Here is a 25517-nt window from a genome sequence, read left to right as displayed (position 1 = left end):
ATGTTCGAATTGACCGATGAGGAGCGCGAGCTCGCCGCGATGGTGCGCGACTTCGCCGAAGAGGTCGTCGCACCGCAGTCCTACGAAGCGGATCGCACCCACACACTCTCGATGGACGTCGTGGCGCGGATGGGTGATCTCGGGCTGTTCGGACTTCCGTTCCCCGAGGAGTACGGGGGACAGGGAGGCGACTACATGGCCCTCGGCATCGCGATCGAGGCCCTCGGGCGCGTCGACCAGTCCATCGCGATCACGCTCGAGGCCGGAGTCAGCCTCGGGGCGATGCCGGTGTTCCGATTCGGCAGCGAGGAGCAGAAGCGCGAGTATCTGCCCGATCTGCTCGCCGGTCGCGCTCTCGCGGGCTTCGGTCTCACCGAGCCCGAGGCAGGCAGCGATGCCGGAGCGACCCGCACGACCGCTCGTCTCGAAGGGGATGAATGGGTCATCGACGGCTCGAAGCAGTTCATCACCAACTCGGGCACGCCGATCACCCGCTTCGTCACCGTGACCGCCGTCACCGGCAACGAAGGGGGGCGCAAGCAGATCTCGACCATCATCGTCCCCAACGGCACCCCCGGCTTCACCGTCGAGGCCCCGTACGACAAGGTCGGATGGAACGCATCAGACACGCATCCGCTCAGCTTCGCCGGTGCACGCGTGCCCGTGGGCAACCTGCTGGGGGAGCAGGGGAGCGGATTCCGCAACTTCCTCAGCATCCTCGATGAGGGACGCATCGCGATCGCCGCTCTCTCGACCGGTGCCGCGGAAGGATGTCTCGAAGCCGCCGTCGACTATGCGAAGAGCCGCACGATCTTCGGCAGTGCCCTCAGCACGCGACAGAACGCCCAGTTCACGCTCGCGCGCATGCGCGCCCGAGTGCACACGGCGCGACTCGCCTGGCACCATGCGGCGCGACTGCGCGATGCGGGACGACCGTTCGCCGAGCAGGCCGCGATCGCGAAGCTCGTGGCTGGAGAAGCCGCCATGGACAACGCCAGGGACGCGACGCAGATCTTCGGCGGCAACGGGTTCATGAACGAGTTTCCGGTCGCCCGTCACTACCGCGACTCGAAGATCCTCGAGATCGGTGAAGGCACCACCGAGGTGCAGCTGCTCGTGATCGCGCGGGCGCTGGGACTCGCCGGGTAGCGTGGCAGGCATGACCGCGAACGACATCGTCCAGCGGGGGCTCTACTTCGAGGAGTTCGTCACGGACGCGCGCTACCTGCATCGCCCTGGACGCACCGCGACCGAGGCCGACAACGTCCTCTTCACGACGCTCACCATGAACACCCAGGCGCTGCACCTCGATGCCGCCTTCGCCGACGCGCAGCGGCCCTTCGGCGCGCGCCTGATCAACTCGATGTGGACGCTCTCGACGATGGTCGGGGCTTCTGTCGCGCAGCTGACCCAGGGCACCCTGGTCGCCCAGCTCGGGCTCGGTGAGATCGCGTTCCCGCACCCGCTGTTCGCCGGCGACACGCTGTACACCGAGAGCGTGATCGTCGAGAAGAGGCTGTCGACCTCGCGTCCGGGTCAGGGGATCGTGACCATCGCCCACACCGGACGCAATCAGGACGACACGGTGGTCGCGACGGCGACCCGAACCGTCCTCGTGCACTGCCAGCCGGAGGAGGAACGATGACATTCGAGCTCGGCCCCGCGCTGCTGTTCTGCCCCGCCGACCGACCCGAGCGATTCCGCGGAGCTCTCGAGAAGGCCGACGCGGTCATCCTCGACCTCGAGGATGCCGTGCTCCCCGAGGCGAAGGCCAGCGCCCGACAGAATCTCATCGATACCGAGCTCGACCCCGATCGAGTGATCGTCCGTGTCAACGCACCGGGATCCGACGCCTTCACCGCCGATCTCGCGACCCTCGCCCAGACGGATTTCCGCACCGTCATGGTGGCGAAGACAGAGAGCGCGGAGAGCCTTGCCGCGTTCGACGAGAGGTTCTCACTCATCGCTCTGTGTGAGACGGCGAAGGGCGTCCACGCCGCAGATCGTATCGCCGCGCACTCTCAGGTCGTCGCGATGATGTGGGGCGCTGAGGATCTGGTGGCATCCCTCGGCGGCACATCGAGTCGCACGGCGAACGGCGGCTATCGCGATGTCGCGCGCTACGCGCGTTCGCGGGTGCTCCTGGAAGCGGGGGCTCGGGGCAAGGGAGCCATCGACGCGGTGCACGTCGACATCGAGGATGTCGCCGGTCTCGAGTCCGAAGCGGTCGACGCTGCCGCATCGGGGTTCATCGCGACCGCGTGCATCCACCCGAGTCAGGTGGCGGCGATCCGCGCGGCGTACGCGCCTGATGAGGCCAGCGTCGAATGGGCTCACGGAGTGCTCGCGGCGGCTGAGAGCGAAAGAGGAGTCTTCCGCTTCAGAGGACGCATGATCGACGAGCCCGTGCTGAGGCACGCCCGGTCGGTGCTCAGCCGCGTTCGCTGATCAGAGCAGCTGAGTGGGCGCGCCAGTCAGACGAGCATGCCCTGGTCGATCAGGCGCAGCGAGCCGGGGGACGCCTCGAAACGGTGGACAGAGCCGTTCGCGAGAACCTCACCGACCCGAGGCAGCGTGCCACCGGACACGTGATCGATCAGCGATCGGATCACGCCGCCGTGCGTCACGACGATGACGGACTCCGCAAGCGGCGCCGAACGGCGGCGTGCGTCGCGGGCGATCGCGTCGAGTGCCGCGAGCGCCCGGTCAGCGACTCCGCGTAGGGTCTCCGCCCCGGGGACCGGTGACTGCCAGTCGCCGTACTTCTCGATGTACTCGGACACGAGCATGCCCTCGCCCTCGCCGAACTCGCGTTCGCGCATGTCGGGCACCAGCACGGGTGAGCCGAGTCCCAGGCTCTCGGAGATGATCTCGGCCGTCTCACGCGCACGCTTCAGCGGGCTGGCGTAGATCGAGTGGTGCGTGACGCCCTCGAGGAGGTCTGCGGCGGTCCGTGCATCCGCGCGGCCTTTGTCGTTCAGAGGGATGTCGGTGGAACCCTGGATCCGGCGAGCCAGGTTCCAGTCGGTCTGGCCATGGCGGATGAGCGTGAGCAGAGTCATTCGAGGAGCTCCTGGATCGCGGGGAGCACATCGCTGGTGCCTGCGGCGATGGTGACATCGGCCCAGACATCCGCGCGCGTGGGCTCGCGGTTGATGATGATGAGGGGGATGCTGCGCCGACGTGCGCGTTCGACGAGGCGCACCCCGGAGTTGACGACGAGGGAAGAGCCGGCGACGATCATCGCGTCGCTGGCACGGAGCAGGGACTCGGCCGCCTTGAACCGGTCTTGAGGGACGTACTCGCCGAAGAACACGACGTCAGGCTTCAGCATCCCTCCGCACACGGTGCAGACGGGGACGATGAAGCCATCGGTGGTCTCGGGGAGCACATCGCCGTCGGGGTTCAACGCCACGTTCTCGGGGACCGTGATCCAAGGGTTGCGCTCTTCGATCTGCACGGCGATGTCTCGACGGTCGAACACCTGGCCGCACTTCAGGCAGAGCACCCTCCGCATCGTGCCGTGGACTTCGATCACATGAGAGCTGCCTGCGCGCAGATGCAGCCCGTCGACGTTCTGGGTGATGACACCGCTGACGTGGCCTGATGACTCCATGGCGGCGAGCGACAGGTGCCCCGGGTTCGGCTGGGCTCGGGCGAACGCACGCCACCCCAGGTGCCCCCCGACCCAGTAGCGTCGTCGCGCAGCGTCGTCGGCGAGGTACTTCTGGATGGTCATCGGATCGGTGCGGTTGCGGGATCCCTCGCCACGGTAGGCGGGGATTCCCGAGTCCGTGGAGATGCCGGCGCCGGTGAGCAATGCGATCCTGCGACCGCGCAGGAGTTCGGCGGTGCGAGCGATGGTGGCCGACAGTTCGACCGGACTCGATGCGCTCACAGGACCTCCCCGAGCGAGTCTACGACGTGCAGCGTGGCCGATGCTCCGCCGCCGACCGTGAAGCCGGGCTCGCGGGCGATGGCAGACTGGGGCCCGTGGAACTGCTGCGCGTGACCGATCCGGACGATCGACGACTCGATGACTACCGAGGGCTCACCGACACCGCGCTTCGCACCGTGAAGGAACCGGCCGGCGGGCTGTATATCGCCGAATCGACGAAGGTGATCGCGCGGGCGGTCGCCGCGGGCCATCGTCCGCGTTCCGTGCTGGTGCAGGAGCGTCGGGTGGACGACATCAGGGCGATCGTCGGCGATCTCGACGTGCCGGTGTACGTCGTCCCTGACGAGGTGGCTGAATCGGTGACCGGTTTCGCCGTCCACCGGGGCACGATCGCATCGATGCATCGCCCGGAGCTTCCGACCGTGCGCGAGGTCATCGACGCCGCGAACCTCGTGCTGATCCTCGAGAACGTCGGCGATCACACCAACGTCGGTGCCGCCTTCCGTGCGGCCGCGGGCCTCGGAGCAGACGCTGTGCTGGTCTCGCCCGGGGGAGCGGACCCGCTGTATCGGCGCAGCGTGCGCGTCAGCATGGGGACCGTGTTCCAGGTGCCGTGGACTCGCATCACGAATTGGGACTCGGCCGTGGCGGACCTCCATGCGGCGCGGTTCGACATCGCAGCTCTCGCTCTGAGCGATGACGCCGTGACGCTCGACGCGTACGTCGCGAATCGCCCCGAGCGCGTCGCCATCGTCATGGGGTCGGAGGGCGACGGGCTCTCCCGGACAGCCCTCGACAAGGCCGACACGGTCGTGACGATCCCCATGTCCGGGGGCGTGGATTCCTTGAACGTGGCGTCTGCCGCTGCGGTGACGCTGTGGGCACTCACGTCGCCCTGACCCGCTGACGACCGTCAGCTGGTCGGCGGCAGGACTATCGGCGACGGCTCAGGCCGCTTCGCCATCACGTGGTCGCCCGACGACTGGTGGCGCAGGCGTCGCAGGACCCAGGGCACGAGATGCTCTCGTGCCCAGCCGAAGTCCTCGGTGCGGGCCTCGCGCCAGGTGCGGATCGGAAGCGGCTCGGGCTGCATGGCCTCGAGATCGTTGGGCACGTTGAGCGCGCGCAGCGCCATGCGGGCGACCTCGTGGTGGCCCAGTGAGTTGTAGTGCAGGCGGTCGTCGTCGAAGAACCGCATGTCCTGCACCACTTTGAGTGCCCACTGGTCGGCGACGATGCAGTCGTGCCGCTCGGCGATCGCGCGCACGTTCTCGTTGTAGATGGCGACCTTGCCGCGGAATGCCCGGAAGACCGGGGTGAATGCCGTGTCGATGCCGGTGAAGAGCAGAATCGCCGCGCCTGTCGACGACAGACGCGCGACGGCGTCCTCGAGCTGGGCGGCGATCGCGTCGGGGTCGGTGCCCGGTCGGATCACGTCGTTGCCGCCGGCGCAGATCGAGACGAGGTCGGGATGCAGCGCCACGGCGGGCTCGATCTGGTCGCGTACGATCTGGGCGATCAGCTTGCCGCGCACGGCGAGGTTCGCATAGGCGAAGTCGTCGACCTGGCGCGAGAGCACCTCGGCGACACGGTCGGCCCAGCCACGGTGGCTGCCCGGCTGTGACGGGTCAGGGTCGCCGATGCCCTCGGTGAACGAGTCGCCGATTGCGACGAATCGCCGCCAGGGATGGGGATTCTCGTTGTCGAGCTCCGGGGTTCGGATCGAATCCTGATCTGTCATCCAGCTCTCCTTCACGACGAGCGCAGCCGTGCGGTGGCGGCCGCGCAGTGACCGAGCCTACCCGGGTACGAGCGTCCAGGCGAGACGCGCGCGGCGGAACTCGTGAGCGTGCCGAGTGTCGGCGGCAGCGATTATCGTTGTCTCGATGCTCTCTCCGTCCTTTCCTCAGCGTGCCCCTTGGGGAACCGCGAACAAGCTGCGCGCCTGGCAGCAGGAAGCGCTCGAACAGTATTTCCAGGCCGATCAGCGCGACTTCCTCGTGGCGGCGACACCGGGTGCAGGGAAGACGACGTTCGCCCTCACGCTCGCGGTCGAGCTCATGCGCATGGGCGAGGTCAACCGGATCATCGTGGTCGCTCCGACCGAGCACCTCAAGACTCAATGGGCCGATGCCGCGGCTCGTGTGCACATCCGTCTCGATCCGCGATTCCGCAACAGTCATTGGGCGCCGGCGCGGCACTATCACGGCGCCGTGGTCACCTATGCTCAGGTGGCGGCGAAGTCGTCGGTGCACCGCCATTTGACCTTAGACGCCAAGACGCTCGTCGTCCTCGACGAGGTGCATCACGGTGGCGACGCGCTCAGCTGGGGCGACGCGATCCGCGATGCGTACGGACCGGCGAAGCGCCGACTGCTGCTCTCGGGCACCCCGTTCCGCAGCGACACCGCCCCGATCCCGTTCGTCGAGTACCACCCTGACGAGTCCGGTGCCCGCATCTCTCGCACCGACTACAACTACGGCTACGGGCGCGCACTGGCCGACGGCGTCGTGCGTCCCGTGCTCTTCCACATGTACGCGGGCAAGATGCGCTGGCGCACGAGCAGCGGAGACGAGCTCGAGACGCATCTCGGACAGGACAACACGAAAGACGTCACGTCGCAGGCCTGGCGCACGGCGCTCGACCCCGAGGGCGAGTGGATGCCTGCGGTGCTCTCTGCCGCGGATCGTCGTCTGACCGAGATCAGGCACCACGTGCCCGATGCCGGGGGACTCGTGCTCGCGACGGATCAGACTGTCGCGCGCGCCTACGCCAAGATCCTGCACAGCATCACCGGCCAGCAGCCCACCATCGTCCTGTCCGATGACGCGACCGCGTCCGAGCGCATCGAGAAGTTCAGCAACAGCGAGGATCGCTGGATGGTGGCGGTGCGCATGGTGTCGGAGGGCGTCGATGTGCCGAGGCTCGCGGTCGGGGTCTACGCGACCTCCTCATCGACGCCGCTCTTCTTCGCCCAGGCGATCGGCCGATTCGTGCGAGCGCGCCGCAGGGGAGAGGCGGCGAGTGTCTTCCTTCCTCAGGTTCCGGTGCTCATGGGGCTCGCGAACGAGATGGACAAGCAGCGCGACCACGCACTCGATCGTCAGTCGAAAGACGACGACGGGCTCGAGGACTCACTGCTCGAGTCGGCCAACCGCGAAGACGACGCGTCGGATGCGCTCACGCAGGAGTTCAGTTATCAGGCGCTCTCGTCGGTGGCGCACTTCGACCGGGTCGTGTTCGAAGGCCAGGAGTTCGGTCAGCTCGCCGAGCCGGGCACGCCCGAGGAGGAGGAGTTCATCGGCTTCCCCGGTCTTCTCGAGCCCGAGCACGTGCACGAGCTGCTGATGCAGCGGCAGGCGCGTCAGACGCGTCTGCGTGAGACGCGGGAAGCCGAGGCAGGGCCGACCGAGACGACCACGCTCCCGGCGCCGCTGCATCGCACCCTTCGCGAGCAGCGCCAGCTGTTGAACAGCCTCGTGGGCCTGTACGCCCGCCAGAAGGGCGAGCCGCACGGGGCGGTGCACGCGGAGCTGCGCAGGATCTGCGGTGGTCCTGCTGTCGCGCAGGCGACAGTCACACAGTTGCAGTCGCGCATCGACGTGCTCCGCAAGCGCGTTCGCTCCTGAATCCGGCCCGCGGTTCGGAAGCCCGAAAAGCTGGCAATCCTGCTCCCGGTGCCATCGCGACGGGAGCTCGAAGCTAGCGTTGAACGGTTGCCCCGATATCGGGGACCGTCGATCAGGAGACTTCATGACAGCCCCCGCTGCCGCCGACCCGACCGCCGCAGACCGTCGCCGCTGGGCACGCTATCTCGTCGAGGAACGCGCCGAAGGACACGTGTACCAGAAGCTCGCGAGCCGCCGCACGGGCGAGGAGCGCGAGATCCTGCTCAGCCTCGCCGATGCCGAGCGTCGCCACGAGCAGCACTGGCTCGACCTGCTGGGCGCTGAGCCCGCGCGGCTGCCGCGAGCGGGCATCCGTTCACGCCTGCTCGGCTGGATGGCCGGGCGTTTCGGATCCATCTTCGTCCTCGCGCTCGCGCAGAGCGCCGAAGCCAGATCTCCGTACGACTCCGAGCAGTACGCGACGCCTGCCATGCGTGCCGACGAGAAGGTGCACTACGAGGTGGTCCGAGGGCTCGCGGCGCGCGGGCGCCGCCGCCTGTCCGGTTCGTTCCGTGCGGCCGTCTTCGGCGCGAACGACGGCCTGGTGAGCAACCTCGCGCTCGTGCTCGGCATCGGTGCCACGGGCGTCAGCTCCGCGTTCGTGCTGTTCAGCGGGATCGCGGGTCTGCTCGCCGGTGCTCTGTCGATGGGCGCGGGGGAGTTCGTCTCTGTGCGCTCCCAACGCGAGCTTCTGGCTTCCACGGAAGCGAACGAGGATGCCGCCGCATCCGCTGCCGACCTCGACATCGACGAGAACGAACTAGCACTGGTCTACAGGGCGCGCGGAATCGGCCAGCAGGAGGCGCTCGAGCGCGCACGGCGGATAGTGGACGCCGCGCGTGCCGGAGTCGAGCGCACGACGACGGGGCCGATCCACATCCACGCCGGAGACGACCACGAGATCGTCGGCAGCGACTGGACAGCGGCCATCTCGAGCTTCCTGCTCTTCGCGTCCGGCGCGATCATTCCCGTGCTCCCGTGGATCTTCGGGCTGGAGGGGACCACTGCGGTGGTCGTCGCGCTCGTGCTGGTGGGTGTCGCCCTGCTGTCGACCGGAGCGATGGTCGGCATCCTGTCGGGAGGGCCGCCTCTGCGTCGCGCGCTGCGGCAGCTGGCGATCGGCTTCGGCGCCGCGGCTGTCACGTACGTGCTCGGGCTGGTGTTCGGCGTCGGAGCGCTCTGACGCAGGCGCCGGCCCGTCGGGCAGGGCTCGAGGTGAACTCCTCGAGCGCTGCCCGACGACACGGGCAGTTTGGGGTACGAAGAAGGCCTCGGATATCGAGTGGATATCCGAGGCCTGTCTGTGCGCGGAGGGGGACTTGAACCCCCACGCCCTTACGGGCACTACGACCTCAACGTAGCGCGTCTACCATTCCGCCACCCGCGCAGGTGTTGGATGTTCGTTGCCGAACGAAGATTTACATTAGCACGAGCTTCGAGCCTCTCAGAAACCGGCGGCGACGCCCGGGCGCGCCACGGCGCTTCGATAGCCTGGACCTCATGACTGACGTGGCTCTCCCCGAGGTGGTTCGCATTGCGAGCGACCTGATCCGATTCGACACCTCGAACTTCGGCGGAGGCGACGCGAAGGGCGAGCGCGAGGCCGCCCAGTACGTCGGCGCGTATCTGCAGGAGCTGGGCCTGGACGTCGAGTACTACGAGCCGATCCCGCGGCGCACGAATGTGATGGCGCGCGTGCCCGGTCGCGATCGGAGCAAGCCGGCCCTCGTCGTGCACGGACACCTCGACGTGGTCCCGGCCATGGCCGAGGACTGGAGCGTCGACCCGTTCGCGGGCATCGTGAAAGACGGCATGCTCTGGGGGCGTGGAGCAGTCGACATGAAGAACATGAACGCGATGATCCTCGCCGCTGTCGCAGACCTCCTGCGCGCGGGGGAAATGCCGGAGCGGGATCTGGTGCTCGTCTTCTTCGCCGACGAGGAGAACGGCGGCGTCGAGGGCTCGGCTCTCGTCGTGCAGAACCACCCGGAGTGGTTCGCGGGAGCGACCGAGGCCATCAGCGAGGTGGGCGGCTATTCGATCACGGTCGACGATCGCCGCGCCTACCTGCTGCAGGTGGGGGAGAAGGCGCTCATCTGGATCCGTCTCGTCGCAAGGGGGCGTGCCGGCCACGGAAGCCGTCTGCACGACGACAACGCCGTCACCAAGCTCTCCGAGGCCGTCGCGGCCCTCGGACGCACGCGGTGGCCCCTTCGGCTCACACCCACCACCGACGCGCTCCTGCAGGGGCTCAGCGACCTCACCGGGCGCTCCGTCGACGACCCGGACGCCCTCGCGGCCGCCGCCGGCCCCGCCGAGGCATTCCTCCGCTCATCGTTCCGGACGACGACGAACCCGACGGCTCTCACCGCGGGGTACAAGCACAACGTGATCCCCGAACGAGCCGAAGCGCTGATCGACGTGCGTGTGATTCCGGGAACCGAGGACGAGGTGCTCGCCGAACTCCAGCAGATCGTCGGAGACGACATCGAGATCCAGACGGTCGTGCGAGACATCGGTATGGAGACGCCGTTCGAGGGCGAGCTCGTCGAGGCGATGGTGGCCAGCCTCGGCCGTCACGACCCCGGCGTCCCGGTCATCCCGTACCTGCTGGGTGCGGGGACCGACAACAAGGCACTGGCCTATCTCGGCATCACCGGGTACGGGTTCGCGCCCCTCCGCCTTCCTGCCGACCTCGACTTCACAGGGATGTTCCACGGAGTCGATGAGCGCGTGCCCGTAGAATCGCTTGTCTTCGGTCAGCAGGTGCTGGCCGATCTGCTGCGCACGTATTGAGCGCTCTGCTCCACGTCAGCGCACCACGACTCAGAAAGCTCCTCCATGCACTTGTTCGAAGCGCTCATCCTCGGCATCGTCCAGGGACTGACCGAGTTCCTCCCGATCTCCTCCAGCGCGCATCTGCGCATCCTCGGCACCTTCCTGCCGTCCGGTGAGGACCCTGGCGCCGCGTTCACCGCGATCACCCAGATCGGCACGGAGGCGGCGGTCGTGGTGTTCTTCTGGCGCGACATCGTCCGCATCATCGCGCAGTGGTTCCGGTCGCTGACGGGCAGGGTGCCGCGCACCGACCCGGATGCCCGGATGGGGTGGATGATCATCATCGGCAGCATCCCGATCGTGCTGCTCGGACTGCTCTTCCAGGACCAGATCGAGACGGTCTTCCGGTCGCTGTGGATCGTGGCGATCATGCTGATCGTGTTCGGCATCCTGCTCGGCATCGCCGACCACGTGGGCGCGAAGCGACGCAAGCTCGACCAGCTGACGTATCCGCACGGCATCGCCTACGGCTTCGCGCAGGCGCTGGCGCTGATCCCCGGTGTGTCGCGCTCAGGCGGCACCATCACGATGGGGCTGTTCCTCGGGTACGAGCGCGCGGCCGCCGCGCGCTATGCGTTCCTGCTGGCGATTCCCGCCGTGTTCGGCAGCGGTTTCTACCAGCTGTTCAAGAGCTGGGACGAGCCGTCGTTCTTCTCGTTCGGCGACACGCTGGCGGCTACCGGGATCGCCTTCGTCGTGGCGCTCGCGGTCATCGCGTTCTTCATGAACTACATCTCGAAGCGCAGTTTCCTGCCGTTCGTGATCTACCGCATCCTGCTGGGCACGGTGCTGCTGGTCCTGCTCGGGACCGGCGTCATCGCGGCATAGCAGCGCGACGCCCGAGACCTCCGAGCTCAGCGCTTGTGGTCTCCGGGGCCGTCGCCGCGGCGCTTCAGGTAGCGCTCGAAGGCCTGGGCGATCGCATCGCCGGATGCATCGGGGGAGTCCCACGTGTCGCGGGTCTGCTCGAGCTGACGGATGTACTCCGTCATGTCCTCGTCATCGGCGGCTGCCGCGTCGATCGACGCCTCCCATGCAGCGGCCTCCGTGCGCAGGTGATCGCGCGAGACGTCGACGCCGGTCAGCTCCTCGAGCCGGTCGAGCAGCGCGAGGGTGACCTTCGGCGAAGGCGTGGCCGAGGCCACGTAGTGCGGCACGCTCGCCCACAGGCTCGCGGTAGGGATGCCGGCGCTCTCGGCGAAGTGCTCGATCACGCTGAGAATGCCGACGGGCCCCTCGTAGAGCGACCGCTCGAGGCCATGGGCCTCGCGGACCTGCTCGTTCTGGCTCGACGCGAAGATCGAGATCGGTCGCGTGTGGGGCACGTCCGAGAGCATCGCGCCGAGGGTCACGAACCCGGTGATGTCGTCGCGGAGGGCGACGTCGATGAACTCCGCGGCGAACGACTGCCAGGTGCGAGCAGGCTCGACTCCCGTCAGCACCCAGAACTCGGGACCGGGCCCCGGGTCGCGCGGACGCCACAGCCCGGCCTCCGGCCAGGTGAGCTGGCGGCGGCCATCGGCATCCATCTTCGTGGCCGGGCGGGTGTACTGATAGTCGAAGTACAGCTCCGGGTCGATGGAGTGCACGAGGTCGTAGTCGTTCGCTGAACGCAGCGCGGCGATCGCGCCGCTCGCGGCCTCACCCGCGTCGTTCCAGCCATCGAAGGCGACGATGACGATGCGTGAACCGAGGACATCCATCGTGGGCTCCCTTCGCCAGTTCCGGATCGGTATCCCTCCAGGCTAGTCCGACCGCGCGGGGACCGGGCGGAGCCACGGGTAACATGGTTCGGTGAGCAGACAGCCCCGCGCGATCCTCTGGGACATGGACGGAACCCTCGTCGACACCGAGCCGTATTGGATGGCGGCCGAGACGGCGCTGGTCGAATCCTTCGGGGGCACGTGGACCCACGAGGACGCCCTCCAGCTCGTCGGCAACGGTCTCATCGACAGCGCGATCATCCTGCAGAACGCGGGTGTCGACATGGACGCAGAGGCGATCATCTCGCTCCTCACCGATGGAGTGCAGGACGCGCTGCGCACACAGGGAGTGCCTTTCCGCCCCGGTGCCCGCGAGCTGCTGCAGGATCTGAAGTCGGCGGGCATCCCGACCGGCCTCGTCACGATGTCGCTGCGTCGCATGGCCTTGAGCGTCGTCGAGCTGATCGAGTTCGAGGCCTTCGACATCGTCGTCGCCGGCGACGATGTGACCCATCCCAAGCCCCACCCTGAGCCGTACCTGCACGCAGCGTCGCTGCTCGAGATCGATATCGCCGACGCCGTGGTCATCGAGGACTCGCCGACAGGACTTCGCGCGGGCATCGCAGCCGGCGCCGTCGCTCTCGGGGTGCCGCACATCGTCTCCCTCGACGATGTCGGGGCACACGAGCTCTGGCCCAGCCTCGAGGGCCGCACGGCCGCCGATCTGATCGAACTCTTCGATCGCAAGACCTCCATGACGGGAGCCACCCGATGACCGACACCACCTCACAGCGGCCGAGCGGGCCGTTCCGCGAGGGCGATCGAGTGCAGCTGACCGGGCCCAAAGGACGCCTGCACACCGTGACCCTCCGTGAGGACGGCGAGCTGCACACCCATCAGGGAGTGCTCCGACACCGCGACCTCATCGGTCTGCCGGACGGTTCGGTGGCGGCAAACAGCTCCGGTCACGAGTACCTCGCGCTGCGGCCCCTGCTCCGTGACTTCGCGATGTCGATGCCGCGCGGCGCGGCGATCGTCTACCCGAAGGATGCGGCGCAGATCGTGATGCAGGCCGACATCTTCCCCGGTGCGGTCGTCGTCGAGGCGGGCGTCGGATCCGGTGCCCTCTCGCTCTCGCTGCTCCGCGCCATCGGTCCGGTCGGCCGCCTGGTGTCGTTCGAACGTCGTGAGGACTTCGCTCAGGTCGCACGTGGAAACGTCGAGACCTTCTTCGGCGAGACGCCCGACACCTGGAACGTGGTGGTCGGGGACCTCGCTGAGGCGCTTCCGGTCGAGTTCCCGGCAGGCACGGTCGATCGCGTCGTGCTCGACATGCTCGCGCCGTGGGAGTGCATGGACGTCGTCGCCGATGCACTCACCCCCGGGGGCGTCGTGCTCTGCTACGTCGCGACGGCCACCCAGCTCTCGAGGGTCGCCGAGTACATCCGCGGCACCGGGCTGTTCACCGACCCGGAGGCGTCCGAGACGATGGTGCGAGGGTGGCACGTCGAAGGTCTCGCGGTCAGGCCCGATCACCGCATGGTGGCGCACACCGGATTCCTTCTCACGGCCCGCCGCCTGGCACCGGGGGCCGTTGCTCCCCAGGTGAAGCGCAGAGCCTCGAAGAGCAGCTACGGCGACGCGGATGTCGACGCGTGGACGCCCGGGGCGGTCGGCGACCGGGAGATCAACGACAAGAACCTCCGCAAGAGAGCCAGGGAGGCTGCGAAGGCCGCCGAGGGGGCGCGTCTCGCATCCGGTTCGCGCGAATCGGACCCACCGACGGAATAGACTGGAGCGCGTGCGTAAAACGTCCGCCGTTCTGGCCACCCTCAGCCTCGCCGTCCTCACTCTGACCGGATGCGCGTCGGCGCCGTCGTTCGCCGGTGACGTCTGCGATCGTGCGGCCGCCTCGACCGCATCCGTTGCTGATTCGGTGTCCGTCGAGGGTGAGCTGGGCGAAGCTCCCGACGTCACTGTCTATGCCCCGGTCAAGGGCGACAAGACGTCCTTCACCGACGTGATCACCGGAGAGGGGAACACCCTCACCTCGACTTCTCAGGGCATGGTGCTCGATATCGCCTTCTACGGCGGGGAGAGCGGCGACAAGCTCTACGAGTCCGAGTTCAACGGCGACCCGAGCCGGGTGCACAGCATCTCGTACTGGGCAGAGCGGTCCGCCGGCCTCGAAACGGTGCTCGAGTGCGCCACCGGCGGTAGCCGGATCGTCGCCGTGCTGACCCCTGAGGACTTCGGTGAGGCCAATGTCGAGGCTTTCGGACTCGCAAAGGACGAGAACGTCGTCGCGGTCGTCGATCTGCAGGACGTCTATCTGGCACACGCCGAAGGCGCATCGCAGTTCAACGACGCCCGTGGCCTGCCGAGCGTGGTTCGCGCTCCCGACGGCACCCCGGGTGTGATCGTCCCCGACAGCGATGCTCCGTCGGAGGCTGTGACCGAGACGCTCATCAAGGGCGACGGTGCGAAGGTCGAGAAGGATTCGACGATCGTGACCAACATCATGGCCGTGGGCTGGGATGATAAGACCGTCACCTCGAGCAGCTGGGGTGCGGAGCCCAACATCGGTCCGGCAGCGCAAGAGCTCGTCGGTGCGACGGTCGGGTCGCAGCTCCTCGTCGTCGTGCCCGAGGCCGACGGAAACCCGGCGACCGCCATCGTGGTCGACATCCTGGGCATCGTTCCCGTCCCGGAGCAGTGATGGCGGCCCGTATTCCGGCGGAAGAGCGTCTGACGAACCTCGTCGTGGCGCTCATGGCCACGGAGATCGGGCTCACCAAGCAGCAGATCCTCGACAACGTGTCGGGCTATCGTCAGCGGGCCGATGCGGGCGTGCGCTCCGATGCGCTCGAGAAGATGTTCGAGCGTGACAAGGACGAGCTCCGCACGCTCGGCGTGCCCGTCGAGACGATCGGCGACCAGGCCGATCCCAACGATCTCCGCGAAGCCCGCTATCGCATTCCCCAGGCGGAATACGATCTGCCTAGCGACATCGAGTTCACCCCTGCCGAGCTCGCCGTGCTGCAACTGGCAGGCAGCGTGTGGAGTGCCGAGTCCGCGTCGGGCGACGCCAAGGCCGGTGTGCGCAAGATTCGGGCCCTCGGGATCGACGGCGACGAGCCCATCATCGGCTTCGCACCACGGATAACTGCCCGCGATGCAGCGTTCCCGCAGCTGCAGGACGCGATCGAGAAGAGCCGCGTCGTCGTCTTCGACTACCTCAAGCCCGGAGAGGATGCGCCGCGTCGCCGGAGCATCCGTCCGCTCGCCCTCGTCGACTACGAGGCGAGATGGCATGTCTTCGGTGTCGATGTGGACATCGAGGAGGACCGGATGTTCCTGCTCAGCAGAATCGTCGGAGACGTGAAGATCACTGCGAAGGCCTTTGCTCCCGCCCTCCGGGAGGGAGCGGGGGAGCGTGCTCTGAGCGGTCTCGAGCGCGTCGCCTCGCAGAACTCCGCATTGCTCGAGGTCACCCCGGGCACCGAGGCGTCACTGCGTCTGGGCCGCCGCGCGACGCCGGCGGCGACGCAGGGGATTCTCGTTCCGTTCGTCGACCTGCACATCTTCGCCGACGAACTCGCCTCGTATGGCCCCGAGGTGCGCGTGGTCGAGCCTGTCGCACTCCGCTCCGCCGTCGTCGATCGTCTGACCGCCGTCGTCGCGACCAACTCGGATGCGGGGGAGTCGCGATGAGCGCCCAGGTGAAGCCGCTGCTCGCCGCCGACCGTGTGCGCGTCTACCTGACGCTCGTGCCTTATCTGCTCGAGCACGGACAGGTGTCTCTCGCCGAGGCGGCGGCGGAGTTCGGGGTGACTCCCGCAGAGATGCGCCAGATGGTCGAGAAGCTCACCGTCATCGGGCTGCCCGGCGATTCCGGCTTCTGGCAGCAACCGCAGGAGATGTTCGACATCAACTGGGACCTCCTCGACGAAGAGGACGTCATCGAGATCACCAACGATGTCGCCCTGCGACGCGTCCCGCGCTTCACGGCCCGTGAGGCGGCCGCGTTGCTCGCCGGTCTGCAGATGGTGGCCGCCGTGCCGGCGGTCTCCGACTCGGGGCTCGTCAGCGGTCTCATCTCGAAGCTCTCGCGCGGCGCGGCAGACGCTCCTGCAGAGGTCGTCGTCGCGCCGAGCGCCGTCGACGAGGTGCGCCGGGTCGTGTCGCAGGGTGTCCAGCACGGTGTCGCCGTATCGTTCACGTACCAGGCGCCCGATGCCACGCCCACCACGCGCACCGTCGACCCGGTGCAGGTGCTGATCACCAACGCGCAGTGGTATCTGCAGGGGTGGTGCCACATGCGACAGGCCATGCGGACGTTCCATCTCGACCGGGTGAGCGACGCGCGTCTGACCGACATTCCCATCACCCACGCGGGCGACCACGTGCCGGAGGCGTTCACCGCCGTCGAGCACGAGGGCGAAGTGCGAGTGCGCGTGCCCGAGCGGATGGCGCCTCTGCTCGGGGACTTCCTCACCGCGGACAACGCCGAGGTGAGCGACGGGATCGTCACCGTGCGGCTGCATCTGGCCGACCCCCGCGGAGTCAAGCGACTGGCGGCGAAGTTCGGCGGAGCCCTCGAAGTGGTGGAGCCGGGCATCGCCCGGACCGCCACACGCGAGTGGGCGGCGGCAGGACTCGCGCTGTATCGCCGACCAGACGGCGACATCGCCGGTTAGACTGCTACTAAACGACGAAGGAGAATCATGGGCGCTTTCGGTTGGCCACATCTGCTGATCATCCTCGCCGTCATCCTGCTGCTCTTCGGTGCGGCGAAGCTGCCCGCGCTGGCGAAGAGCCTCGGACAGTCCGCCCGTGTGTTCAAGGGCGAGATGAAGGCGATGAAGAACGAGGACGCGACTGACGCCGCGGACCCGGCATCCCCGACCCCCGCGCCCTCGGTCGCGGACACCACGGTGACGGCTCGCGACACGGATCCGGGTCAGCCACCTCGATCCGCATAGTTCCTTGTCCGCTCTCGATTCCGCCGACCAGGTCACACCTGGTCGCGACAGGCGGATGTCTCTCGGCGCGCATCTCATAGAGCTGCGTCGGCGCCTGTTCATCGCCGCCGGCGCGCTTGTGGTCGCGATGATCATCGCGTTCCTCGTGACTGAACCGATCATCGAACTGCTCTCGGTCCCGATCCGAACGATCGCCGAAGAAGCGGGGCGCGAGTACACCGGGCTCAACTTCACCACGGTGACCAGCGGCTTCGATCTGCGCATGCGCATCGCGTTCGCCATCGGCTTCCTGCTTTCCGCACCGGTCTGGCTCTGGCAGGCCTGGGCGTTCGTGATGCCTGGGCTGACCAAGAAGGAGACCCAGTACACCTGGGGGTTCCTGGGGGCAGCCATCCCGCTGTTCTTCGGAGGATGCACTGTTGCATTCTTCGTGTTGCCGCACGTGATCGAGATCATGGCCGGCTTCGTGCCCACGGGCATGGCGCAGTTCTTCGACTATGCGACGTACTACGACTTCGTCTTCAAGTTCCTGTTGGTGCTCGGCATCGCGTTCGTGCTTCCCGTCTTCCTCGTGGCGCTCAACCTCGCGGGGGTCATCTCCGGTAAGGAGATCCTCAAGGGCTGGCGCGTGGCCGTTCTCGTCTGCACGATCTTCGCCGCCGTGACCACGCCCCCTGCGGACGTCTTCTCTATGCTGCTGCTGATGGGCTCGATGATCGTGCTGTACTTCGCCGCCACTTTGATCTCGATGCTCTTCGATCGGCGCAAGCGCAAGCTCGAACAAGCCGCCGGCATCGAACCGCTGAGCGCATGAGCTCGCCGGCCGAACGATACGCCGCTGCTCGCGAAGCCGCCGGGCATCCGGCGACGGTCGCCTTCGCTGCGAGCCAGAAGTTCGAGCTCGACCCGTTCCAGATCGAGGGATGTCACGCCCTGGAAGACGGCAGCAGCGTGCTGGTCGCCGCGCCGACAGGGGCGGGCAAGACGATCGTCGGCGAGTTCGCGATCAATCTCGCGATGCAGACGCCGCGTGACAAGGCCTTCTACACGACGCCGATGAAGGCCCTCTCGAATCAGAAGTTCCGCGAGCTCGTCGACGTCTACGGCGCTGACGACGTGGGTCTGCTCACCGGTGACACGAACATCAACGGCAACGCCCGGATCGTCGTCATGACGACCGAAGTGCTGCGCAACATGATCTACGCCGACTCCGCGGCGCTGCGCGACCTTCGGTACGTGGTGATGGACGAGGTGCACTACCTCGCCGACCGGTTCCGCGGGGCCGTGTGGGAAGAGGTCATCATCCACCTGCCGCAGCAGGTGCGACTGGTGTCGTTGAGTGCCACGGTGTCGAACGCCGAGGAGTTCGGCGACTGGCTCGACACGGTGCGCGGCGACACCGTGGTGATCGTCTCGGAGATCCGACCGGTGCCGCTCGAGCAGCACGTGCTGGTGCGCGACGATCTGCTCCCGCTCTTCGACGACCGCGCGGGCATCGCGACGGCGCTCGTGAATCAGGAGCTGATGCGGATCCGCTCCTCCACCGGTTCGAACTACGACAACAACCGCGATGCGCAGTCGTACCGCAGCAACCGCCACGCGGGACGGCAGGCGCAGCGTCCGCCTCGCGGGGGACGCCGTGCAGTCCGCTCAGCGAACGTGCACCGGATCGAGCGCATGGACCGCCCCGACGTGGTGCGGCTGCTCGAACAGGCGAATCTGCTGCCCGCGATCTTCTTCATCTTCAGCAGGGTCGGCTGCGACGCCGCGGTGCAGCAGGTCCGCAGGTCGGGTGTGCGCCTGACCTCGACCGAGGAGCGGGCCGAGATCCGTGCGATCGTCGAGGACAGAACCCGGACGCTGCAGGACGAGGATCTCGGTGTTCTCGGCTACTGGGACTGGCTGGAGAACCTCGAACGCGGCGTGGCAGCCCACCACGCGGGGCTCCTACCCGCCTTCAAAGAGGTCGTCGAGGAGCTCTACAAGCGCAAGCTGGTGAAGGTCGTGTTCGCGACCGAGACCCTGGCGCTCGGCATCAACATGCCCGCACGCACCGTGGTGCTCGAGAAGATGGAGAAGTTCAACGGTGAAGCCCGCGTGGCGATCACCTCAGGGGAGTACACCCAGCTCACCGGACGAGCCGGCCGACGCGGCATCGACGTCGAGGGTCACGCCGTGGTGCAGTGGACCGAGGGGATGGATCCGCAGGCGGTCGCCGCGCTCGCCTCTCGACGCACCTACCCCCTCAACTCCAGCTTCCGGCCCACGTACAACATGGCCGTCAATCTGATCGACCTGTTCGGAAAGCAGCGGGCGCGCGAGGTGCTCGAGTCGTCCTTCGCTCAGTTCCAGGCCGATCGCGCGGTGGTCGGACTCGCCCGTCAGGTGCGCGAGGCCGAGGAGTCTCTCGAGGGCTACAAGGCGGCAATGGCCTGCGACCACGGCGACTTCCTCGACTACGCATCGATCCGACGAGAGCTCAGCGACCTCGAGAAGAAGAACCGTCAGGACTCGAACGCTCCCCGGGCATCGCGCGACAAGCGTATGAAGCAGATCCAGAGCCTGCGCACCCGCATGCAGCGGCACGGCTGCCACCGCTGCCCCGATCGCGAGGCCCACGCCCGCTGGGCGGAGCGGTATTGGAAGCTCAAGAGGCAGAACGACCGCATCCGTCGTCAGATCGAGACTCGGACGGGCACGGTGGCACGCGTGTTCGACCGGGTCGTCGAGGTGCTCGAGACGCTCGACTACCTCCGCGGAGACGACCAGGACGAGACGACCCTCACCGAGGCCGGCCGCACGATGCGGCGGATCTACGGTGAGCGTGACCTGCTGGTCGCCGAGTCGCTGCGCCAGGGTCTCTGGAACGGCCTGGATGCTCCGTCGCTCGCCGCCATGGCCTGCTGCCTCGTCTACGAGCCGCGCCGCGATGAGGCGAACTCGGGCGAGCGCGATCTGCCGAGGGGCGCGTTCCGTGCGGCCTATGAGAAGACCACCACGCTGTGGGCGGAGCTCGATGATCTCGAGAAGGACCATCACCTTCCAGGATCCGAACCCTTGGCTGCAGGTCTCGCCGGCGCGATGCATTCCTGGGCACGCGGCGGGATGCTCGATCGAGTCCTGATCGACGCAGACATGGCCGCGGGTGACTTCGTCCGCTGGGCGAAGCAGACGATCGATCTGCTCGATCAGCTGTCGATCGTGGCGGAAGACGGCGCGCTCGCTCGAAACGCGAGGGTCGCGCTCGACAGCGTGCGCCGCGGCATCGTCGCCTACTCCTCGATGTGAGAACAGGACCCATGCCGGATTCCCCAGCGCGACCGCGCCCTCTGCTGCCCCTGTCGCTCGCCCTGCCTGCTGCGGCGGTGGCTGCGATCCTCATGGATCTGTCGTACCCCGACACCGCAGTGTGGGCTCTCGCCTTCCCGGCCACTGCCTTGTTGCTGGTCGCGCTCATCGGACGCCGGGCCGGAGGTGCACTGGCGGTGGGGCTGGTCTACGGAGTGATCTTCTTCGGGCTGCTCGTGTCGTTCACCTCGCGCTACCTGGGCCCGCTGCCCTGGGCCGCACTGAGCGTCCTGGAAGGCGTTCTCACGGCGGTGGCTCTGATCCTGATCACGCTCGCCTATCGCTGGGTCCCCAGTGCCTTCCCGAGTGTCTGGGCGCGGCTCCTGCTTCTTCCGGCCGTCGTGGCCGCCCTGTGGGTCGGGCGAGAGCTGTTCGTCGGCTCCTGGCCCTACGGAGGCTTTCCTTGGGCACGTCTGGGCATGAGTCAGGCCGAGAGCCCGCTGGCGCACGTCGCGTCTTGGATCGGCGTGAGCGGACTCAGTTTCCTGATGGTGTTCTTCGTGGCCCTTGTCATCCAGGTGGTGCGCGAGCGTGTCTGGCGTCGCCCACCGGCGCTGGTCGCGCCGGTCGTCGTCGCAGTGGCGCTGCTCCTCACACCGTTGTTCCCCACGACCGTCAGCGGATCCATGCGCATCGCCGCAGTGCAGGGCAATGGGCCGAGCGGCTATTTCGACGAGCGCCAGCCGTACTCGCTCATCGACGCGCAGACGGATGCGACCGAGCCGCTCTATGGCGAAGACGTCGACCTGCTCGTGTGGCCCGAGGGGTCGCTCGACTTCGACCCGTTCCAGTCCGACTCCCTGGAGAGGCGGATGAGCGCGATCGCCTCGCGCATCGGCGCGCCCTTGCTCGCCAACGCCGCCACGGAACGTGACGGCCTCTTCTACAACACCTCGTTGCTGTGGACGGAGGACGGCGCGACCGGGCAGATCCATGACAAACGGCATCCGGTGCCCTTCGGCGAGTACGTACCCGACCGGGTCTTCTTCAACGCGCTCGCTCCCGATCTGATCGGTCTCATCCAACGCGAGTACACCCACGGGACGAACCCGCCAGTCGTCGACGTAGATGGTGTGAAGGTCGGTCTGGCGATCTGCTTCGACGTGATCTACGACGACGTGATCAACGAGGGGATCGGTGAGGGGGCCGAGGTGCTCGTCTTCCAGACCAACAATGCCGACTTCCGCGGAACCGATGAGAACCTGCAGCAGCTCGCCTTCGCGAGGATGCGCGCGATCGAGACCGGTCGCAGCGTGGTCAACATCTCGACCGTCGGGACCAGTCAGATCATTCGCCCAGACGGGTCGACCGTCTCGAGTCTGGATGCGGGAAAGGCCGGAGCGCTGCTCGAGGATGTCGAGCTGCGTTCCGGCCTGACCGCTGGAATGATCCTCGGCCCCTGGATCCAGCAGATTCTGCTGTGGGGCGGGTTGGGCGCGCTGGCCTTCGGGTGGTTGCGCGCCCGTCGGCGCTAGGCGCCGATCTTCTCGCGGGTCGGGTCTTCGCCTGCACCGCGGCGGGCGCGGATGAAGGCGAGTCGCTCTTCGAGAAGCTCTTCGAGCTCTGCACGGGTACGACGCTCCAGGAGCATGTCCCAGTGCGTGCGTGCCGCCTTCTCGTCGGTGGCGTCGAGCGTGACGGCCTGGCCGTCGACGTTCAGGCGGGCGTCCGCTCCGCAGGCACGGCATTCCCAGGTCTGAGGCGGCTCTGCGTCCGCCGAGAACATCAGGTTCGTGACATGGCCGCAGGTGTCACAGATGTAGGTGGTTTCACGGCGCTCCATGAAAACGACGCCCTCTTCGCTCTGTAGGCTCTGGGCGCCGAGCCGGATGCCGCGTAGGCTGCGATCTGCCATTGTGTGGTCCTCTCGTCGCTGTCAGGTATAACGCTCCAGCCTGTGCGCTTCATCCACGCAGGCGGATTCTCGGCGCGATTCACAGCGGAATCCCAGCGCCACAGCGTAAAGGCGGCGTGGCGCGATCAGCGGCCGATCGTGGTCAGCGCGAGGTCCGCACGGTCGGTGACGATCCCGTCGACACCCGCGTCGACCAGCCGTCGCATCGAGTCGGCGTCGTTCACGGTCCACACGTGGACCTCGACCCTGTGTCGATGCGCAGCGCGGAGAAGAGACGGCGTAAGCACCGTGAGCACGCCGTGTCGCTCGGGGATCTGCAGCGCATCGATGTCGCGCAGGGTGCGAGCGGGGGAGAGGCGAAGAGAGGAGAGGGCGCGGAGCGCGGCAATGGTGCGACTGCCACCCGATGTCGCCGGGCGAAGCTCAGCGCCGGCCCGAAGGACAGATGCGACGGTGGCTCGTCGGTTCGCGTCGGAGAAACTCGTGATCAGCACACGGTGCGTGTGGTCGACGAGGATCGGGCCGAGGGGCTCGACGGCCTCGGCGGTCTTCACATCGATGTTGAAGCGAGTCGAGGGGAACGCCGACAGTGCGTCACCGACTGTCAGCAGTCCGCCATGATCGGCGAAGATGAGGGCGAGTTCGCGAGTGCGGACGGTGCGTATCGGGCGAGGATCGCCGACGAGTCGCTCGAGCGTCGAATCATGGAAGAGCACGACATCGCCGTCGGCCGTCACCTGACAGTCCGTCTCGATGTACTCGGCGCCGGCCGCGTGTGCCGCTGCGAAGGCTGCTGCCGAGTTCTCCCAGACACCGGAATCCCCGCCCGCCGTGGTGATCAGACCGCGGTGAGCGAGGACTCTGGGGTGTCGTGCCTTCTCGAAGTACGGGTGCGTCACGCGCCCGGGTGGTTCGTCGGGGGCTGACCGGGCTTAGGGGTGAACGCGGTGCCGATGCCCTTGAGCGCTTCGGTCAGCTCACTCGGGATGATCCAGAGCTTGTTCGACTGGCCCTCGCTGATCTTGGGGAGCATCTGCAGGTACTGATACGCGAGCAGCTTGTCGTCCGGTGCGCCCTGGTGGATGGCGGTGAAGACGTTCTGGATCGCCTCGGCCTCACCCTGAGCGCGCAGGACTGCGGCCTGCTTGTCACCCTCTGCGCGGAGGATCTCAGCCTGCCGGGCGCCCTCGGCTTCGAGGATGGCCGACTGCTTGGTTCCCTCGGCTGTGAGGATGGCGGCGCGACGGTCACGCTCGGCGCGCATCTGCTTCTCCATCGAATCCTGGATCGATATGGGAGGGTCGATCGCCTTGAGCTCCACACGGCCGACGCGGATGCCCCACTTGCCTGTCGCCTCGTCGAGCACGACGCGGAGCTGTCCGTTGATGTTGTCGCGGCTGGTCAGCGCCTCTTCGAGATTGAGGCCACCGACGACGTTTCGGAGGGTCGTCGTCGTGAGCTGCTCGACGGCGCCGAGGTAGTTCGCGATCTCGTACGTCGCGGCGCGGGCGTCGGTCACCTGGAAGTAGACCACCGTGTCGATCGAGACCACGAGGTTGTCCTCGGTGATCACGGGCTGCGGCGGGAACGAGACGACCTGCTCGCGCATGTCGATGAGGGGTCGCAGACGGTCGATGAAGGGCACCAGGATGTTGAGTCCGGGCATCAACGTCTTGTGATAGCGGCCCAGTCGCTCGACGACGCCGGCTGTGGCCTGGGGGATGATGCGAATGGATCGGGCCAGCGTGACCACCACGAAGATGATGATCGCGATGACGAGGATCCACCCGATCGCTGCGGGAATGAACGATGCATCGTCCATGAGGTTCTCCTAGTCGTTGACGGGACGGACGGTCGCGGTCGCGCCATTGATCGCGATCACTGCGATCGGTGAGCCTTGGGGAATCGGCACGGCCCCGGCGGTGCGGGCGGTCCAGGTGTCGCCGTTGCTCAACTTCACCTGCCCGGAGATCTGAGTGACGTCCTGCAAGGCGGTGCCTCTGAGGTCGATGAGTGCGTCCACATTGGACTTCGTCGGGTCCTCGCCGCGATGCAGCCGTTTGATCAACGGCGGGCGGAGGAACAGGATGAAGAGGCCGGCGGCTGCAGCCGCGATGAGCACCTGGACCCACACCGGGATACCGACGAAATCGGTGACGAGTCCGACGACGCTGCCGAAGCTGAGCATCAGGAAGGTGAAGTCGAGAGTGAGCATCTCGATAACGAGGAAGATGGCGATCAGGATCAGCCACCCGATCCATGCCCATTGGTCGATGAACTGTACGAATGTCGCGAAGTTGTCCATGCGGCCTCCTTTGCGGTCAACCTATCACGCACCACGAGCCGTGGCCCGGCCCGACGGGGCCGGCTTGATAGTCTGAAAGAGCCGTGTCATCACGGCGATTCACGCATCAGAGGAGTCACCGTGACCGACGTTCTTCCCGCAGGTTCTCTCGACGGCAAGGTCGCCCTTGTCACCGGCTCGTCTCGGGGGATCGGGGCCGACACCGTGCGCTACCTCGCTGAGGCAGGCGCCGACGTGGTCATCAACTTCCGCAACAAGGCCCCGCGCGCCGAGAAGCTCGCTGCACAGCTGCGCGAGCTCGGACGCCGTGTGCTCGTCGTGGGCGCCGACCTCACCGACCCCGCGTCCGTCGGCGAGATGTTCGACGCGGTGAAGGCCGAGTTCGGGCGCCTCGATGTGCTGGTTCTCAACGCATCAGGCGGCATGGAATCGGGGATGGCCGAGGACTACGCCCTGACCCTCAACCGTGACGCACAGATCAACGTCCTCGAAGCAGCCGTTCCGCTGCTCGGCGACGGCGCGCGCGTCGTCTTCGTCACGAGCCACCAGGCTCATTTCATTCGCACCACGCCCACGATGCCGGAGTACGAGCCGGTCGCGCTGTCGAAGCGCGCAGGAGAGGATGCGCTCCGCGAGCGCATCCCTGGCCTCGCCGAGAAGGGCATCGGATTCACCGTCGTCTCCGGCGACATGATCGAGGGCACGATCACCGCGACGCTGCTCGAGCGCGCCAACCCCGGCGCGATCGCTGAGCGCCGTGAGTCCGCGGGCAAGCTCTACAACGTCTCGGAGTTCGCTGCAGAGGTCGCACGCGCGGCGGTCGACGAGGTTCCCTCCGACAACACCCGACTGGTCGGCGACGTCAGCGCCTTCGCGGCGGAGTGAATCTCTGAGAGCAACAGAAAGAGCCCCGTCCT

General features: G+C 67.2%; 26 protein-coding genes and 1 tRNA gene. 18 read left to right on the top strand and 9 right to left on the bottom strand.

What is annotated here, in order from left to right; all coding sequences use genetic code 11:
* The 3 genes from ACLKOY_RS03000 to ACLKOY_RS02990 are packed head-to-tail and all read left to right on the top strand — an operon-like array spanning position 1 to position 2448.
* On the top strand, positions 1-1149 hold the full coding sequence (locus tag ACLKOY_RS03000) for an acyl-CoA dehydrogenase family protein (RefSeq protein ID WP_436452364.1): 1149 nt from the start codon (positions 1-3) through the stop codon (positions 1147-1149).
* A gap of 10 nt (positions 1150-1159) precedes the next feature.
* A complete protein-coding gene (locus ACLKOY_RS02995) occupies positions 1160-1645 on the top strand; it encodes a MaoC family dehydratase (RefSeq protein ID WP_436452363.1) in 486 nt (161 codons plus the stop codon).
* Complete coding sequence (locus tag ACLKOY_RS02990; protein ID WP_436452362.1) at positions 1642-2448, top strand: HpcH/HpaI aldolase/citrate lyase family protein; 807 nt, start codon at positions 1642-1644, stop codon at positions 2446-2448. Before ACLKOY_RS02995 ends, ACLKOY_RS02990 begins: the two co-directional genes overlap by 4 nt.
* Before the next feature lie 26 nt (positions 2449-2474).
* Here the strand turns inward: ACLKOY_RS02990 and ACLKOY_RS02985 are convergent, their stop codons facing one another.
* On the bottom strand, positions 2475-3062 hold the full coding sequence (locus ACLKOY_RS02985) for a histidine phosphatase family protein (RefSeq protein ID WP_436452360.1): 588 nt from the start codon (positions 3060-3062) through the stop codon (positions 2475-2477).
* On the bottom strand, positions 3059-3898 hold the full coding sequence (locus tag ACLKOY_RS02980) for a Sir2 family NAD-dependent protein deacetylase (protein ID WP_436452358.1): 840 nt from the start codon (positions 3896-3898) through the stop codon (positions 3059-3061). Before ACLKOY_RS02980 ends, ACLKOY_RS02985 begins: the two co-directional genes overlap by 4 nt.
* A 95-nt stretch (positions 3899-3993) precedes the next feature.
* Here ACLKOY_RS02980 and ACLKOY_RS02975 point away from each other — a divergent pair, with 95 nt between their 5' ends.
* Positions 3994-4797 carry a TrmH family RNA methyltransferase gene (locus ACLKOY_RS02975; protein ID WP_436452356.1) on the top strand — a complete coding sequence of 268 codons (804 nt, stop codon included), beginning with the start codon at positions 3994-3996 and terminating at the stop codon, positions 4795-4797.
* A gap of 14 nt (positions 4798-4811) precedes the next feature.
* On the opposite strand, the gene ACLKOY_RS02970 is transcribed toward ACLKOY_RS02975, so the two are convergent.
* Positions 4812-5639 carry an SGNH/GDSL hydrolase family protein gene (locus ACLKOY_RS02970; protein ID WP_436452354.1) on the bottom strand — a complete coding sequence of 276 codons (828 nt, stop codon included), beginning with the start codon at positions 5637-5639 and terminating at the stop codon, positions 4812-4814.
* Positions 5640-5784: 145 nt separating this feature from the next.
* Here ACLKOY_RS02970 and ACLKOY_RS02965 point away from each other — a divergent pair, with 145 nt between their 5' ends.
* Together ACLKOY_RS02965 and ACLKOY_RS02960 are read left to right on the top strand one after the other, a co-directional pair.
* Positions 5785-7527, top strand: coding sequence for a DEAD/DEAH box helicase (locus ACLKOY_RS02965; protein ID WP_436452353.1), 1743 nt, complete (start codon positions 5785-5787; stop codon positions 7525-7527).
* A 124-nt stretch (positions 7528-7651) separates the two neighbouring features.
* Positions 7652-8749, top strand: a complete 1098-nt coding sequence (locus ACLKOY_RS02960) for a VIT1/CCC1 transporter family protein (RefSeq protein WP_436452351.1) — start codon at positions 7652-7654, stop codon at positions 8747-8749.
* Between the two features lie 121 nt (positions 8750-8870).
* Here ACLKOY_RS02960 and ACLKOY_RS02955 read toward each other — a convergent pair.
* Positions 8871-8953 (bottom strand) — tRNA-Leu (locus ACLKOY_RS02955).
* Positions 8954-9066: 113 nt separating this feature from the next.
* Between ACLKOY_RS02955 and ACLKOY_RS02950 the strand changes: the two genes are divergently transcribed.
* Together ACLKOY_RS02950 and ACLKOY_RS02945 are read left to right on the top strand one after the other, a co-directional pair.
* Positions 9067-10362, top strand: a complete 1296-nt coding sequence (locus ACLKOY_RS02950; RefSeq protein ID WP_436452349.1) for a M20/M25/M40 family metallo-hydrolase — start codon at positions 9067-9069, stop codon at positions 10360-10362.
* A 45-nt stretch (positions 10363-10407) separates the two neighbouring features.
* Entirely contained in the window at positions 10408-11232 is an 825-nt protein-coding gene (locus ACLKOY_RS02945) for an undecaprenyl-diphosphate phosphatase (RefSeq protein ID WP_140037031.1), read from the top strand.
* A gap of 26 nt (positions 11233-11258) precedes the next feature.
* Here ACLKOY_RS02945 and ACLKOY_RS02940 read toward each other — a convergent pair whose 3' ends face one another.
* Positions 11259-12107: a PAC2 family protein gene (locus tag ACLKOY_RS02940; RefSeq protein ID WP_363570517.1), complete on the bottom strand. Its 849-nt coding sequence runs from the start codon at positions 12105-12107 to the stop codon at positions 11259-11261.
* Positions 12108-12198: 91 nt separating this feature from the next.
* Between ACLKOY_RS02940 and ACLKOY_RS02935 the strand changes: the two genes are divergently transcribed.
* From ACLKOY_RS02935 to lnt, 9 genes are read left to right on the top strand one after another with little or no spacing between them, the layout of a single operon-like run.
* Positions 12199-12882 carry an HAD family hydrolase gene (locus tag ACLKOY_RS02935; RefSeq protein WP_436452347.1) on the top strand — a complete coding sequence of 228 codons (684 nt, stop codon included), beginning with the start codon at positions 12199-12201 and terminating at the stop codon, positions 12880-12882.
* A complete protein-coding gene (locus ACLKOY_RS02930) occupies positions 12879-13898 on the top strand; it encodes a tRNA (adenine-N1)-methyltransferase (RefSeq protein ID WP_436452345.1) in 1020 nt (339 codons plus the stop codon). The genes ACLKOY_RS02935 and ACLKOY_RS02930 overlap by 4 nt, the downstream gene beginning before the upstream one ends.
* Before the next feature lie 10 nt (positions 13899-13908).
* A complete protein-coding gene (locus ACLKOY_RS02925) occupies positions 13909-14826 on the top strand; it encodes a hypothetical protein (RefSeq protein WP_436452344.1) in 918 nt (305 codons plus the stop codon).
* On the top strand, positions 14826-15821 hold the full coding sequence (locus ACLKOY_RS02920; protein WP_436452343.1) for a helix-turn-helix transcriptional regulator: 996 nt from the start codon (positions 14826-14828) through the stop codon (positions 15819-15821). The genes ACLKOY_RS02925 and ACLKOY_RS02920 overlap by 1 nt, the downstream gene beginning before the upstream one ends.
* Entirely contained in the window at positions 15818-16807 is a 990-nt protein-coding gene (locus ACLKOY_RS02915; protein WP_436452341.1) for a helix-turn-helix transcriptional regulator, read from the top strand. Before ACLKOY_RS02920 ends, ACLKOY_RS02915 begins: the two co-directional genes overlap by 4 nt.
* Positions 16808-16834: 27 nt before the next feature.
* The gene (gene tatA / locus ACLKOY_RS02910; protein ID WP_140037037.1) at positions 16835-17092 is read left to right on the top strand and encodes a Sec-independent protein translocase subunit TatA; all 258 of its coding nucleotides are present in this window, start codon (positions 16835-16837) and stop codon (positions 17090-17092) included.
* 55 nt (positions 17093-17147) lie between these two features.
* Complete coding sequence (tatC, locus tag ACLKOY_RS02905) at positions 17148-17906, top strand: twin-arginine translocase subunit TatC (RefSeq protein ID WP_436454084.1); 759 nt, start codon at positions 17148-17150, stop codon at positions 17904-17906.
* On the top strand, positions 17903-20380 hold the full coding sequence (locus ACLKOY_RS02900) for a DEAD/DEAH box helicase (RefSeq protein WP_436452339.1): 2478 nt from the start codon (positions 17903-17905) through the stop codon (positions 20378-20380). Before tatC ends, ACLKOY_RS02900 begins: the two co-directional genes overlap by 4 nt.
* 11 nt (positions 20381-20391) lie before the next feature.
* Positions 20392-21915: an apolipoprotein N-acyltransferase gene (gene lnt / locus ACLKOY_RS02895; protein WP_436452338.1), complete on the top strand. Its 1524-nt coding sequence runs from the start codon at positions 20392-20394 to the stop codon at positions 21913-21915.
* Here lnt and ACLKOY_RS02890 read toward each other — a convergent pair.
* The 4 genes from ACLKOY_RS02890 to ACLKOY_RS02875 form a co-directional block, all read right to left on the bottom strand.
* On the bottom strand, positions 21912-22295 hold the full coding sequence (locus tag ACLKOY_RS02890; RefSeq protein ID WP_042536672.1) for an RNA polymerase-binding protein RbpA: 384 nt from the start codon (positions 22293-22295) through the stop codon (positions 21912-21914). The genes lnt and ACLKOY_RS02890 overlap by 4 nt on opposite strands.
* A gap of 125 nt (positions 22296-22420) precedes the next feature.
* Positions 22421-23194 (bottom strand): glycerophosphodiester phosphodiesterase family protein, encoded by a 774-nt coding sequence (locus ACLKOY_RS02885; protein ID WP_436452337.1) that lies wholly within the window; start codon positions 23192-23194, stop codon positions 22421-22423.
* Positions 23191-24117: an SPFH domain-containing protein gene (locus tag ACLKOY_RS02880; RefSeq protein WP_363570501.1), complete on the bottom strand. Its 927-nt coding sequence runs from the start codon at positions 24115-24117 to the stop codon at positions 23191-23193. Before ACLKOY_RS02880 ends, ACLKOY_RS02885 begins: the two co-directional genes overlap by 4 nt.
* 9 nt (positions 24118-24126) lie before the next feature.
* Positions 24127-24600 carry an NfeD family protein gene (locus ACLKOY_RS02875; RefSeq protein WP_363570499.1) on the bottom strand — a complete coding sequence of 158 codons (474 nt, stop codon included), beginning with the start codon at positions 24598-24600 and terminating at the stop codon, positions 24127-24129.
* 120 nt (positions 24601-24720) lie between these two features.
* On the opposite strand from ACLKOY_RS02875, the gene ACLKOY_RS02870 reads away from it, so the two are divergent.
* Positions 24721-25485, top strand: a complete 765-nt coding sequence (locus ACLKOY_RS02870) for an SDR family oxidoreductase (protein WP_436452336.1) — start codon at positions 24721-24723, stop codon at positions 25483-25485.
* The last annotated feature ends 32 nt before the right edge of the window (positions 25486-25517 follow it).

The sequence above is a fragment of the Microbacterium sp. K2 genome (assembly GCF_051365005.1).
Classification (GTDB): Bacteria; Actinomycetota; Actinomycetes; order Actinomycetales; family Microbacteriaceae; genus Microbacterium; species Microbacterium foliorum_B.
Note: the sequence above shows the minus strand (reverse complement) of the source record. Positions and strands in the feature narration are given on the sequence as shown.

Coding starts and splice junctions, on each gene's coding strand:
- ACLKOY_RS02960 (WP_436452351.1), top strand. CDS start 7,652: ATGACAGCCCCCGCTGCCGCCGACCCGACCGCCGCAGACCGTCGCCGC.
- ACLKOY_RS03000 (WP_436452364.1), top strand. CDS start 1: ATGTTCGAATTGACCGATGAGGAGCGCGAGCTCGCCGCGATGGTGCGC.
- ACLKOY_RS02990 (WP_436452362.1), top strand. CDS start 1,642: ATGACATTCGAGCTCGGCCCCGCGCTGCTGTTCTGCCCCGCCGACCGA.
- ACLKOY_RS02985 (WP_436452360.1), bottom strand. CDS start 3,062: ATGACTCTGCTCACGCTCATCCGCCATGGCCAGACCGACTGGAACCTG.
- lnt (WP_436452338.1), top strand. CDS start 20,392: ATGCCGGATTCCCCAGCGCGACCGCGCCCTCTGCTGCCCCTGTCGCTC.
- ACLKOY_RS02950 (WP_436452349.1), top strand. CDS start 9,067: ATGACTGACGTGGCTCTCCCCGAGGTGGTTCGCATTGCGAGCGACCTG.
- ACLKOY_RS02965 (WP_436452353.1), top strand. CDS start 5,785: ATGCTCTCTCCGTCCTTTCCTCAGCGTGCCCCTTGGGGAACCGCGAAC.
- ACLKOY_RS02875 (WP_363570499.1), bottom strand. CDS start 24,600: ATGGACAACTTCGCGACATTCGTACAGTTCATCGACCAATGGGCATGG.
- ACLKOY_RS02940 (WP_363570517.1), bottom strand. CDS start 12,107: ATGGATGTCCTCGGTTCACGCATCGTCATCGTCGCCTTCGATGGCTGG.
- ACLKOY_RS02900 (WP_436452339.1), top strand. CDS start 17,903: ATGAGCTCGCCGGCCGAACGATACGCCGCTGCTCGCGAAGCCGCCGGG.
- ACLKOY_RS02995 (WP_436452363.1), top strand. CDS start 1,160: ATGACCGCGAACGACATCGTCCAGCGGGGGCTCTACTTCGAGGAGTTC.
- ACLKOY_RS02945 (WP_140037031.1), top strand. CDS start 10,408: ATGCACTTGTTCGAAGCGCTCATCCTCGGCATCGTCCAGGGACTGACC.
- ACLKOY_RS02920 (WP_436452343.1), top strand. CDS start 14,826: ATGGCGGCCCGTATTCCGGCGGAAGAGCGTCTGACGAACCTCGTCGTG.
- ACLKOY_RS02890 (WP_042536672.1), bottom strand. CDS start 22,295: ATGGCAGATCGCAGCCTACGCGGCATCCGGCTCGGCGCCCAGAGCCTA.
- tatC (WP_436454084.1), top strand. CDS start 17,148: ATGTCTCTCGGCGCGCATCTCATAGAGCTGCGTCGGCGCCTGTTCATC.
- ACLKOY_RS02880 (WP_363570501.1), bottom strand. CDS start 24,117: ATGGACGATGCATCGTTCATTCCCGCAGCGATCGGGTGGATCCTCGTC.
- ACLKOY_RS02915 (WP_436452341.1), top strand. CDS start 15,818: ATGAGCGCCCAGGTGAAGCCGCTGCTCGCCGCCGACCGTGTGCGCGTC.
- ACLKOY_RS02930 (WP_436452345.1), top strand. CDS start 12,879: ATGACCGACACCACCTCACAGCGGCCGAGCGGGCCGTTCCGCGAGGGC.
- tatA (WP_140037037.1), top strand. CDS start 16,835: ATGGGCGCTTTCGGTTGGCCACATCTGCTGATCATCCTCGCCGTCATC.
- ACLKOY_RS02970 (WP_436452354.1), bottom strand. CDS start 5,639: ATGACAGATCAGGATTCGATCCGAACCCCGGAGCTCGACAACGAGAAT.